At 63.2% G+C, this 12,346-nt stretch carries 10 protein-coding genes; 5 read left to right on the top strand and 5 right to left on the bottom strand.

Annotated features, from left to right (window positions below; translation table 11 throughout):
• Nucleotides 1-12 precede the first annotated feature (12 nt).
• From purD to AOA59_RS14380, 3 genes are all read left to right on the top strand, one after another.
• Complete coding sequence (gene purD / locus AOA59_RS14390; protein WP_058419482.1) at nt 13-1,305, top strand: phosphoribosylamine--glycine ligase; 1,293 nt, start codon at nt 13-15, stop codon at nt 1,303-1,305.
• Nucleotides 1,306-1,420: 115 nt separating this feature from the next.
• A complete protein-coding gene (locus AOA59_RS14385) occupies nt 1,421-4,192 on the top strand; it encodes a hybrid sensor histidine kinase/response regulator (RefSeq protein ID WP_099487992.1) in 2,772 nt (923 codons plus the stop codon).
• A gap of 164 nt (nt 4,193-4,356) precedes the next feature.
• Nucleotides 4,357-4,953 carry a MarC family protein gene (locus AOA59_RS14380; RefSeq protein WP_017136752.1) on the top strand — a complete coding sequence of 199 codons (597 nt, stop codon included), beginning with the start codon at nt 4,357-4,359 and terminating at the stop codon, nt 4,951-4,953.
• On the opposite strand, the gene AOA59_RS14375 is transcribed toward AOA59_RS14380, so the two are convergent.
• The 5 genes from AOA59_RS14375 to cobG all read right to left on the bottom strand — a co-directional run bounded on the left by AOA59_RS14375 (nt 4,950) and on the right by cobG (nt 10,298).
• Complete coding sequence (locus AOA59_RS14375) at nt 4,950-5,726, bottom strand: hypothetical protein (protein ID WP_099487990.1); 777 nt, start codon at nt 5,724-5,726, stop codon at nt 4,950-4,952. The genes AOA59_RS14380 and AOA59_RS14375 overlap by 4 nt on opposite strands.
• A gap of 238 nt (nt 5,727-5,964) precedes the next feature.
• A complete protein-coding gene (cobJ, locus tag AOA59_RS14370; protein WP_099487989.1) occupies nt 5,965-7,602 on the bottom strand; it encodes a precorrin-3B C(17)-methyltransferase in 1,638 nt (545 codons plus the stop codon).
• Nucleotides 7,602-8,333: a precorrin-2 C(20)-methyltransferase gene (locus AOA59_RS14365; protein WP_099487987.1), complete on the bottom strand. Its 732-nt coding sequence runs from the start codon at nt 8,331-8,333 to the stop codon at nt 7,602-7,604. The genes cobJ and AOA59_RS14365 overlap by 1 nt, the downstream gene beginning before the upstream one ends.
• The gene (locus AOA59_RS14360; RefSeq protein ID WP_069786887.1) at nt 8,333-8,959 is read right to left on the bottom strand and encodes a precorrin-8X methylmutase; all 627 of its coding nucleotides are present in this window, start codon (nt 8,957-8,959) and stop codon (nt 8,333-8,335) included. The genes AOA59_RS14365 and AOA59_RS14360 overlap by 1 nt, the downstream gene beginning before the upstream one ends.
• Entirely contained in the window at nt 8,952-10,298 is a 1,347-nt protein-coding gene (gene cobG, locus AOA59_RS14355) for a precorrin-3B synthase (protein ID WP_099487985.1), read from the bottom strand. Before cobG ends, AOA59_RS14360 begins: the two co-directional genes overlap by 8 nt.
• Nucleotides 10,299-10,336: 38 nt before the next feature.
• Between cobG and cbiE the strand changes: the two genes are divergently transcribed.
• The gene (gene cbiE / locus AOA59_RS14350; protein ID WP_099487983.1) at nt 10,337-11,542 is read left to right on the top strand and encodes a precorrin-6y C5,15-methyltransferase (decarboxylating) subunit CbiE; all 1,206 of its coding nucleotides are present in this window, start codon (nt 10,337-10,339) and stop codon (nt 11,540-11,542) included.
• Nucleotides 11,539-12,258, top strand: a complete 720-nt coding sequence (locus AOA59_RS14345; protein ID WP_099487981.1) for a cobalt-precorrin-6A reductase — start codon at nt 11,539-11,541, stop codon at nt 12,256-12,258. The genes cbiE and AOA59_RS14345 overlap by 4 nt, the downstream gene beginning before the upstream one ends.
• Nucleotides 12,259-12,346 lie beyond the last annotated feature (88 nt).

Raw genomic sequence — 12,346 nt, 5'->3', positions numbered from 1 at the left:
GAGGTTTTTGAAATGAATGTTTTGATCATTGGCAGCGGTGGCCGTGAACACGCCCTGGCCTGGAAAGTTGCCCAGGACCCACGCGTCCAGAAGGTTTTCGTCGCCCCCGGCAACGCCGGCACCGCCATTGAAGCCAAGTGCGAAAACGTCGCTATCGACGTGCTGGCCCTTGAGCAACTGGCCGATTTTGCTGAAAAGAATGTTTCCCTGACCATCGTCGGCCCGGAAGTACCACTGGTGGCCGGCGTTGTGGACCTGTTCCGCAGCCGTGGCCTGGACTGCTTCGGCCCTACCGCCGGTGCCGCCCAGCTGGAAGGTTCGAAAGCCTTTACCAAGGACTTCCTGGCTCGCCACAAGATCCCAACCGCCGACTACCAGAACTTCACCGAGATCGAGCCGGCCCTGGCTTACCTGCGTGAAAAAGGCGCACCGATCGTGATCAAGGCCGATGGCCTGGCCGCCGGTAAAGGCGTGATCGTCGCCATGACCTTGCAGGAAGCCGAAGACGCCGTGCGCGACATGCTCGCCGGTAACGCCTTTGGTGATGCAGGCTCGCGTGTAGTGATCGAAGAGTTCCTCGACGGCGAAGAAGCCAGCTTCATCGTGATGGTCGATGGCAAAAACGTATTGCCGATGGCCACCAGCCAGGACCACAAACGTGTTGGCGATGGCGACAGCGGCCCGAACACCGGCGGCATGGGTGCCTACTCCCCTGCCCCGGTCGTCACCGCCGACGTGCACAAGCGCGTGATGGACCTGGTGATCTGGCCAACCGTGCGCGGCATGGCCGACGAAGGCAATGTGTACACCGGGTTCCTCTACGCAGGCCTGATGATCGACAAAGCCGGCAACCCGAAAGTGATCGAGTTCAACTGCCGCTTCGGCGACCCGGAAACCCAACCGGTGATGCTGCGTCTGCAATCGAGCCTGGTGCTGCTGGTGGAAGCCGCTCTGGCCCAGGCACTGGACAAGGTTGAAGCACAGTGGGATCCGCGCCCGAGCGTCGGCATCGTACTGGCGGCCGGTGGTTACCCTGCCGACTACGCCAAGGGCGATATCATTGAAGGCCTGGACGCGGCTGCTACGCTGGAAGGCAAGGTGTTCCATGCGGGCACCGCGCTCAAGGACGGCAAAGTTGTAACCGCAGGTGGCCGTGTATTGTGTGCCACCGCAATGGGTGCCAGTGTCGACGCCGCGCAACAGCAGGCGTACAAACTGGCCGCCAAAATCGACTGGAAAGGTTGCTTCTACCGCACGGACATCGGCTATCGCGCCATTGCCCGTGAACGCGGCGAGAACAACTGAACCGCTACGCTTGCGTAGCTATCCGTTCGGCTAGGTAAGGGCCTCTGGCCCTTGCCGTACCCATGTCGCCCCGCGCATAGTTAACCCGTGCATCAACCTACGAAGGGATTTCGCCGTGCGCTGGCTCAGGATCGCCATAGGTTTTACCGTCAGCTTGCTGACCCTGCTCTGCTTGTTCCCGGCCCAGGCCGCCGCACAAGGCAGTGGCTGGGCAGTATTGCTTGATGAACAGGCCGACCTGCAACTGAGCGACATCCGCTCCGCCCGCTACACCAATCAATTCAGCCCCATCGAACTCGACCGGATTACCGCCGCGCAGCCGGACGGTGCGTTGTGGGTACGTTTCAAGCTGCAACCCGGCAAGCACGAACAAGTGCTGCGCGTATTCGCCCCGGACCTCTCGCACCTGAACCTGTATGTGCTCGACGGCGACATGCTGGTGGAGCAGCAAAGCACCGGCACGCGCCAGCCCCAGGCGGAACGCCCGCTGCCCAGCAGCGATTTCATGCTGCCGATGCCCCAGAGCCAGAAGCCCCTTGAAGTGTACCTGCGTCTGGTCTCGGAACACGAACTGCGCCCCTACATCACCCTGGAACCGGCCGTGCTCGCCGCCGCCGACCAGACCCAGACGTTGATCTACGGCCTGCTGTTCGGCTGCCTGTTGATGCTGATCCTGCACAACCTTACACGCTTCGCCTATCACCGTTCGCGCAGCAGCCTGTGGCTGGCGGCCTGCGAAGTGCTGTTGGTGCTGAGCCTGGCGCTGTTGCTCAACCTGGTGGGGCCGTGGCTGCCGAACTGGCACGCGGTACAAACCCCGGGCGCCTACCTCGCGCTGCTGCTGACTGCACCGTGCGGGCTGATGTTTGCCTACCGCTTCTTCATGCCGTTGGGCCCGCACCCGCTGAACAAGCTGTTGATGGCCGACATCCTGCTGATCGTGCTGTGTGGCCTGCTGCTGTTGTTCGTCAACACCTTGCCGCTGAACATCATCACCTATGCGCTGGTCGCCCTGGCGGGCTTGAGCATGTTGTTTGTCTCGGCCTACCACTGGCAGAAAGGCTACCGGCCGGCGCGCTTGTTTGTGGTGGCGATGGTAGTGTTCAACATCGGCACCCTGATCATCCTGCCCGCCCTGCTGGGACTGACGCTGGTGGCGCCGCAAGGCCTGATCGTGACCCTGCTGAGCTTTATCTGCCTGAGCGGCCTGCTGATGAGCCTGGCCCTGGGCGAACGTCAGCGCGCCATTGTCGAGGCCCGCTTCAGCCTCAGCCGCGACCTGGCAGCCAGCAACGCCGAGATCGCCGCCAAGGCCGAATTCCTGGCCAAGATCAGCCACGAAATCCGCACCCCCATGAACGGCGTGCTGGGCATGACCGAGTTGCTGCTGGGCACGCCGCTGTCGGTGAAGCAGCGTGATTATGTGCAGACCATCCACAGCGCCGGCAATGAACTGCTGACGCTGATCAACGAGATCCTCGATATCTCCAAGCTCGAGTCCGGGCAGATCGAACTGGACGATGTGCAATTTGACCTCAACGCGCTGATTGATGACTGCTTGAGTATCTTCCGCGCCAAGGCCGAGCAGCAGAACGTCGAACTGATCAGCTTTATCCAGCCGCAGGTGCCCCGCGTGATCAGCGGCGACCCCACACGCCTGCGCCAGGCGCTGTTGAGCCTGCTGGAAAACGCCCTGCAAAAAACCGATGAAGGCGAAGTGCTGATCGTGGTCGCCCTCGACGAACGCAGCACCAAGCCACGCCTGCGCATCGCCGTACAAGACAGCGGCCTACCGATGGACGCCGCCGAACGCGACGCGCTGCTGCACAGCGAACTGCACAGCAAGAACTTCCTCTCGGCCACGCGCCTGAGCGGCCACCTGGGCCTGGTCATCGCCCGCCAGTTGATCCTGTTGATGAACGGCGAGTTCGGCATCAAGAGCGGCAGCCACCAGGGCAGCACCCTCTGGCTGACCCTGCCACTGGACCCGGAACGCCTGGAACACCCGACCTCCGACCTCGACGGGCCGCTCAAAGGCGCGCGTGTGCTGGTGGTCGATGACAATGACACTTGCCGCAAAGTGCTGGTGCAGCAATGCACCGCCTGGGGCCTGAACGTCAGTGCCGTGCCGTCCGGCAAAGAAGCCCTGGCGCTGCTGCGCACCAAAGCGCACCTGCGCGACTACTTCGACGTGGTGCTGCTGGACCAGAACATGCCCGGCATGACCGGCATGCAACTGGCGGCGAAGATCAAGGAAGACCCGAGCCTGAACCACGACATCCTGCTGATCATGCTCACCGGCATCAGCAATGCGCCGAGCAAGATCATCGCGCGCAACTGCGGGATCAAACGCATCCTCGCCAAGCCGGTGGCCGGCTACACACTCAAGACCACCCTGGCCGACGAACTGACCCAGCGCAGCAAAGGCGCAATTGCGCCGCGCCCTGTGCTCAACGCACCGGCAGCAGTGACCGTGCCGAGTGATTTCAAGATCCTGGTGGCTGAAGACAACAGCATCTCCACCAAAGTGATTCGCGGCATGCTCGGCAAGCTCAACCTCAACCCGGACACCGCCAGCAACGGCGAAGAAGCGTTGGAGGCGATGAAGGCCCAGCGTTATGACCTGGTGTTGATGGACTGCGAAATGCCGATCCTCGATGGCTTCTCTGCCACCCAGCAATTGCGCGCGTGGGAAGTCAGCCACCAGCGTATTCGCACACCCGTGGTGGCGCTCACGGCGCACATCCTCACGGAACATAAAGAACGCGCACGCCAGGCCGGCATGGATGGGCATATGGCCAAGCCGGTGGAATTGTCGCAGTTGCGTGAGCTGGTGGAGTTTTGGGTGGCGCAGCGTCAGCAACGCCCGGAACACGCCCCTTCCTGAACTTGAAATGCAGCCTCCTGTGGGAGCTGGCTTGCCTGCGATGGCGGTGTGTCAATCACACACCCTTTGTCTGATCCACCGCTATCGCAGGCAAGCCAGCGCCCACACTTGATCTGTGTCGCCTGATAGACTCTCCCCACCTCCCCCGCCCGCGAGCCGCGCCCATGCTCCACGTGTTATTCAGCGTCTACCTGAAAATGCTGGTGCTCTACAGCCCGTTCTTTGTGCTGTCCTGCTTTATCAGCCTGACCCGTGGCTACTCCAGCAAAGAGCGGCGGCGCCTGGCCTGGAAGGTCGCGTTGGCCACGCTGGTGTCGAGCGTGTTGCTCTACCTGTTCGGCCGGGTGATTTTCAGTGTGTTCGGCATCACCGTGGATGCCTTTCGCATCGGCGCCGGCAGCGTGCTGTTTATCTCGGCGCTGGGCATGGCCCAGGGCAAGTCCGCGGTGCAGACCGACAATGTGCAGCAGGACGTGACCATCGTACCGCTGACCATCCCGCTCACGGTCGGCCCCGGCACCATCGGTGCGCTGTTGGTGATGGGCGTGAGCCAGCCCCACTGGGATGACAAGTTCATGGCAATCGTCAGCATTGCCCTGGCCAGCTTCACGGTCGGTGTGGTGCTGTATTTGTCCAACCGTATCGAACGCATACTGGGTGACCAGGGCTTGCAGATTGTCAGTCGGTTGATGGGGTTGTTCGTGTGTGCGTTGGCCGCGCAGATCATCTTTACCGGTGTGCGCGGTTACCTGGTGCCTTAAATCCGGTATTTCGCGATCGCCAGTTGCACCTTGTCACCGGCGCTCTCGCGCATCAGCTGGATGGTTTTTTCGTTGACCACTGAGGTATTGAGCACCAGGCAAGTCTGGCCGCTGAAAGCCTCGACCGAAGAGCTGTCCCACTCCAGAAACGGCAGGCCCAGCTGCTTGCTCACACCGTGGGTGCTGTAAGTCGCCAGCACCATCATCAGTTCCCCCCCGGTTTCAGCACAGGACGCCAGGCCGAAATCGCCGCCCTGGTGCACCGTGCTATTGCGCTTGAACAGCTCAAACGACGCAGGTTGTTGCTTCAAGGCCTGCAACGCATCCGCCGCCAGTTTCGGCAGCGCCGCCAGCAATGGCCCTGCCAGTGAGGCCGCCGCCAGCGCGGCAATGATATTCAGCGCCGCCACTTGCACCGTCAGGCCTTTTCCGGAGCTTGAGACCCGCTCAAAAGCGCTGCGCACCGGCAACCAGCCCAGGCTGACCATCACCTTGATAAATTCGTCATACCACGCCTCGCTGCCTCGTTGAACCTTCAACACATCACTCACATAACTGCTGGCCAGCAGGTAGCTTTTACGGATGTATTCACGGTTCAGCGCCGACATGCCCTCGATAAACGAGATCACGCCGTTGTTCACCACGGCGGCATTGCTGTCATCTTCCGCGTCCAGCGGCGCCGGGCGCTTGGCTCCCGGCGCCCCCGGCAGCTTGTAGGCGGCAATCAACTTGCGCCTTTTAGCACTGATGATCCTTTTGTGATGTCGCTCCATTTTTCAGTTCTCCACAAGCACCCCACATGGGGCTTGTCTTCACACTAGTCCAGCCGCTGGCGCGCTTTCCAGACTACAAACATCGCTTGGCGCACGCGTCGAAAAAACGTCCCCCAGCAATAACGCGGCATACCGGTAGACCTTCCTTTTTTCATCGACAAAAAAAGAAAAAGCCCCGAACAACAGCAGGTTTTCACCCAGCGTTACTCGGAGCTTTCTTACCTGTTGCGGGCTGTTTTCAGGACGCCGGTTTCTCGCCGTACCAGCGCGGCGTATACACCCATTCGCCGCCACCGGCGCGGGGGAATACGCAGGTGGTGGACGAGCCGATCAGCACCATGGTGCGCATATCCACTTGCTCAGGCGTCAACTGCCCCAGCGTAGTGACGCGTAAAGTCTGGCCAGGGCGGCCAATATCACGGCCCAGCACCACCGGTGTTTCGGGCGTGCGGTGCAACGCGACGATTTCCAGGGCGCGCCCCAATTGCCACGGCCGCGAACGCGAGATCGGGTTGTAGAACGCCAGCGCCAGGTCGGCCTGGGACGCAAGGTCCAGGCGTTTTTCGATGATCGACCAGGGCTTGAGGTTGTCCGACAGCGACATCACACAGAAGTCATGCCCCAATGGCGCACCTGCCTGCGCGGCCGTGGCCAGCGAGGCTGAGACGCCCGGCAGGATCTCCAGTTCGACCTGATGCCAGGCCGGCTCGCTGGATTCGTGCAACGCCTCGAGCACCGCCGCCGCCATGGCAAATACGCCAGGGTCGCCGGACGACACCACCACCACTGAACGGCCTTGAGCGGCCAACTCGAAGGCATGGCGAGCGCGTTGCATTTCTTCGCGATTATCGGTGCAGTGTTGCACCTGATCGTCGCGGAACGGCCCGGCCATGCGCACATAGGTTTCGTAACCCAGCACATCGGTGCAACGCGCCAGCTCGGCCTTCACCGCCGGCACCATCAACTCGGCTGCGCCAGGGCCCAGGCCGATCACGGCAAGGCGGCCACGGGCACGGCCGACGTGCGACAGGTCCAGCGGTTGCTCGGCCACGGTGATCACGATGTCCGCGTCTTGCGCCACCGGCGCAAAACGCAACGGCACACCCAGCGCCAATGCGGCTTGCTGCAACGAGGCGTCGGCCATCTGCGTGTCGCTGGCCAGCAGGCAGGCCAGGGATTGCACGGCGATGCCCGCGTCATGCAAAGCCGCTCGTACCCGCCCAGCCAAATCCACCCCTGGCTTACAGGTGACACACACCGTCTTCGGATAAATCAGCAATTCATTGGCAGCCGGCACGCGCTCGGCACTGCCCACGTGAATCGCCAGACGTGCATGCTGATCCTGCGGCAAATTCGCCTGGTCCAACCACGGCGCCACGCCTTCGATGCGCACGCTTTCGCCGGCCAGCAGGTCCGAGACAAACCGCTTGCCCAGTTCCAGGTCCGCCAACGCATAACCCGCAGGCGGGTTGAGCAGGCAAGTGCCAAAACGCAGCTCGCCGCTGGTGGTGATCGCCGCATCGACGCCGAGTGCCGCGCCAATGTTGCGCGCCATCACATTCACGCCGCCCAGGCCGCCGAGCAACGGCACCACGGCGCTGCCGTCTTCAGCCACGGCCAACACGGCGGGCTCTTCGCCTTTTTCCAGCAGCAGCGGCGCCAGCGTGCGGATCACGATACCCGCAGCACACAGGGCAATCAGGGGCGTGCCTTGTTGGTAAAGCTGACGCAGGGTCGCGCCGAACTCACTGTAAGTCTGGTCCGCCCCTTCAACCCGCCCGGCCAGGCCGTGGATCAGCGCGCCGGGATACACCTGCGCGATCTTGCGCGCCGTCGCCAGGCTGCCCTGGCCGAGAATCACAATCGCCGGGCGCATCAACCTTGCCACCTTTCACCCGGCACGATGATCAGCGAGAAGTACGGCGAAGACGCCGGGTCGACCTGATCCAGCGGTACTATTTTCTGATTAGCCATGGTCGCACGCTCAACATAGAGCGCACGCTCGGCCAAGCCGAGCTCTTGCAGCACCTGGCGCACCTTGGGGAAGTTGCGGCCCAGCTTCATGATCACGGCGGCATCGGCGTCCGCCAGCCGGCGCTTGAGGTCTTCGTGGGGCAACACGCCGGAGAGCACCGACAGGCTCTGGTTGCGATACACCAGCGGCGCGCCAAGCACCGAGGCGCCGCCGAGCATTGAGCAGACGCCGGGGATAACCTGGGCTTCATAGCGCTCGGCCAAACGGTCGTGCAGGTACATATAGGAGCCGTAGAAGAACGGATCGCCTTCGCAGATCACCGCCACATCGCGGCCAGCGTCCAGGTGCGCGGCCACATCGAGGCTGGCGTTGTCGTAGAAGTCACTGATGATCTGCTCGTAAGACATCGGTGCCGGAAGCACTTCGGTGGTTACCGGGTACACCAGCGGCATCAGCGTTTGCTGCGCGACCAAATGGCCTTCGATGATGCCAAAAGCGTTGCCCTTTTTGCCTTTGGCCACGAAATACGCCACCACCGGCGACTCGCGCAGCAGGCGCAGCGCCTTGAGGGTGATCAGCTCGGGGTCGCCGGGGCCAACGCCCAGGCCAATCAAACGTCCGCGTGCCGGCATTATTCGACCTCCGTGGCCAAGGCGTTGACCGCTGCGGCAGCCATCGCGCTGCCGCCCAGGCGGCCCTGCATGATCACAAACGGTACGCCACGGCTGTCGGCCGCCAGCATTGCCTTGGATTCGGCAGCACCGACAAAACCCACCGGGAAGCCGAGGATCAACGCCGGTTTCGGCGCGCCGGCGTCGAGCATTTCCAGCAGGTAAAACAGCGCCGTCGGGGCGTTGCCGATCACCACCACGCTGCCTTCCAGGTGCGGACGCCACAGTTCCAGCGCGGCAGCTGAACGGGTGTTACCCAGCTCCCGCGCCAGCGCCGGCACGCTGTCGTCGCGCAAGGTGCAGATCACCGGGTTATTGGCCGGCAGGCGCGCGCGGGTCACGCCTTCGGAGACCATGCGCGCATCACACAAAATCGGCGCGCCGGCCGCCAGCGCATCGCGCCCGGCCTTGCCTGCGCCTTCGGAGAACTGCAGGCCGTCGATGGCGTCGACCATGCCGCAGGCATGAATCACCCGCACCGCGAGTTTTTCCAGGTCGGCAGGAATGCGCTCCAACTTGGCTTCCGCGCGAATAATGGCGAAGGAGTTGCGATAGATCTCCTGACCGTCGCGGATGTAATCAATCATCGGTGTTGCTCCGTGTGCGGCCGCGTAACAGGGCGCCCGCCGCTTCAATGGAAAGAGTGCGTGCGTGCAGCCGGCCGAAACCGGGTTGGGCTGCCTCGCGAAAATAGACGTCGTAGTGGCCGGGGCTTACCGCCAGCAAGGTGACCGGCGCGGTGTGTGCGGCGGCGCAGGAGCGTGGGCAGCCGGACAGGTGGACGTCGTGGCCGTGTTGCAGCGCAGCCAGTTGCAGGGCATCAGCCTTGGTGTCGGCCAGGCCTTTGCCACAGCCGCTTGAGCCGGTGCAGGCGATCATGCGTGCCAGCGGTTGGTCGACTGAACAGAGAAAGCCCAAGTGCTCCAAACTTTCAGTCACGGCGCCGTGGTTGTTAAGGTTGGGCAGCAGTACGCCCTGCCACGGCGTGAAACGCAACGTGCCGTCGCCATACTCACTGGCCAACTGCGCGGCGCCTTTGAGCATGCTCGAATCCAGACGCCCCAGCGGCGCTACGGCGGCGACGTAGAACAGTTTTTTTTGCCGCTGTGGATAAGTGCCCAAGTGCGACAAAGCCCCGCTAGCCGGGCGCTTGAACCCATCCACCGGCAGTAACGGCAGGCTCAGATGGGCCAGTAAGTTATCCACAGCCAGATGACGCATGCGGGTTTGCGTCGGGGTCGCCAGGTCGAGAAACGCTTCCAGCACGGCCACGACTAGGGCATGGCCTTGCTCCAGCCGCACAGCGGCCAAGGGTGCATCCAAGCCTGGGCAACCGGCCAGGCCGAAGGCCAAAAGTGTCTCGCCCGCCTGCTCAAACGCCGACAGCCACAGATCATGGTGATGCTCGAGCATTGCCAGGGCTTCACCGCCATCGAGTTGCACGGCGAATTTGGCCGACAATTCATGGAAGCGTGGATGATTTTGCAGAGTGGCGAGGACCTGATCCGCCAGTGGGCGGGTGTCGAACAGCATCTGCGGGTCTATACCGGCGCTGGGGCTGAGCATCAGGTTGCGCACATCGTCGCCGGCGGCGTTGCTGGGGCCAAGCCCGGCGGCCAGCAGCAGGGCGATCAATGCATCCTCCTCGGCGCCAATCCCGCGAATCTGCAGGTTGGCGCGGTTGGTGGCTTCGATCACCCCGCCCGCATAGGCCTGCGCCGCGTCCGCCACGGTAATCGCCTGGGCGGCGGTGATGGAACCGCCGGCCAGTTTGATCCGGCAAATCCCGCCATCCAGGGCCTGGACGATACGCAGCAACCCCGGACAAGCCGAGGGGCGCAAGGTATTCAGAGCAGGCGTTGGGTTCACGGGGCTACCGGTTGACGGGTAAAGGCGCGGTATTATGCCTGCTTTGTCCGGCGGCATGAAAAGCCTGCCCGTCGGATGTCGTTCAAGGAATTCTTATGTCGCCCTGGCTGACGGTTGTAGGCATCGGTGAAGACGGCTTCAAGGGCCTGGGCAGAAACGCCCGGCACGCCCTGTTGCGCGCCACCCGGATTATAGGCGGCCAGCGCCAGTTGGACCTGCTGCCCGTGTGTATTGGTGGCGAGCGCCAGCTATGGCCAAGCCCGTTTTCCCTGGAGCCGGTGCTGGCACGTCGCGGCGAGCCGGTGTGCGTGCTGGCCAGCGGCGACCCGATGTTCTATGGCGTAGGCGCCAGCCTGGCGCGCCAGGTGGCGGCTGAAGAACTGCTGATTTTACCGGCGCCGTCCTCCGTGTCATTGGCGGCGGCGCGTTTGGGCTGGCCATTGCAGGAGGTGGTGACCTTATCCGTGGTGGCGCGGCCTCTGGCGGCGATTAATGGGCACCTGGCCAGTGGCGTGCGGTTGCTGGTATTGAGTAATGACGGGCGCAGCCCTGCGGCGATTGCCGCGCTGTTAGCCGAGTCCGGATTCGGGCGCAGCCGGCTGAGCGTGTTTGAACACTTGGGCGGCGCAACCGAACAGCGCCTCGACGGGCTGGCTGCTGATTGGCCACACGCCTCGGTTGCGGACTTGAATCTGGTTGCCATCGACTGCCTGGCCGACGCCAACACCCCGCGCCTGTCACGCCTCGCCGGGCTGCCGGATTCGGCCTTCAAACACGACGGCCAGCTGACCAAGCGCGATGTACGCGCCATGACCCTTGCCCGCCTTGCGCCGATTCCCGGTGAATTGCTCTGGGACGTGGGCGCGGGCAGCGGCTCCATCGGTATCGAGTGGATGCGCGCGCATCCAAGTTGTCGCGCACTGGCGATTGAAGCCGATACGGGGCGCCAAAGCCTGATCGAACATAACCGCGATGCCCTCGGCGTGCCCGGCCTGCAACTGGTTCGCGGCAAGGCGCCTGAAGCGTTGCTCGGCCTGGAAGCACCGGACGCTATTTTTATCGGCGGCGGCGTCACCCGCGACGGCGTGCTCGACACCTGCTGGCAGCACCTGCGCCCTGGTGGGCGTTTGGTCGCTAATGCGGTGACCCTGCAAAGCGAAATGACCTTGATGGCGTGGCGCGCGCAACACGGCGGCGAGCTGACGCGCATCCATGTGGCCCAGGCCCAGCCGCTGGGTGAGTTCGACACCTGGCGCCAGGCGCTGCCGATCACCTTGCTGGACGTGGTCAAGCCGCTATGAAACGCATCCTGTTGTTGGGCGGCGTCACCGAAGCGCTGGCCATCGCCCGCACGCTGGGGCCGGAACATATCTATAGCCTGGCTGGGGTTGGGCGCGTGCCCACTGACCTCACCTGCCAAGTTCGTGTAGGTGGGTACGGCGGGCATGCAGGCTTGGCGCAATTTGTTCGCGATGAGCAGATCAGTCTGATCCTCGACGCGACCCACCCATATGCTGCGCAGATCAGCCAAAACGCTGCCCAGGCGGCGCGGTTGTGCGGCATTCCCTGCTGGGCGTTGCGGCGTCCGGCATGGCAGCCGCAGGCGGGAGACGACTGGCGCGAGGTGGGAGATTGGGCGCAGCTGATTGAAGCACTCAAACCCTTCAAGCGCCCGCTGTTCACCTTGGGACGCGAGCCATTGCAGCACCTGGAGGAAATCCCCGCCGATCAATTCTGGACGCTGCGCGCACTGGATGTGTATCCGGGCAATGAGCGCTGTGAAGTCATCGGCGCGCGTGGGCCGTTTCTGATTGAGGACGAGCGCGCGTTGTTTGAACGGCGTGGGATTGATGTGTTGATCAGCAAGAACAGCGGCAGTGCGGCGACCGAGCCGAAGCTGGAAGTGGCACGTGAGCGCGGGGTGCCGGTGCTGGTGTTGAAGCGGCCGGTGTTGGCGCAGGTGGATAGAGAGTTCACCGACGTGGCTGCGGTGCTACAGGCAGTCAGCACTCTCTAAACACCACCTATCCAACTGTGGAAGCGGGCTTGCTCGCGAAGGCGGTGTGTCAGTCGCCGTATGAATTGACTGACACTGCGCTTTCGCG

The sequence above is a fragment of the Pseudomonas sp. 2822-15 genome, from assembly GCF_002742515.1.
GTDB lineage: Bacteria > Pseudomonadota > Gammaproteobacteria > Pseudomonadales > Pseudomonadaceae > Aquipseudomonas > Aquipseudomonas salomonii.
This window is presented reverse-complemented; position numbering and strand designations above follow the sequence as displayed.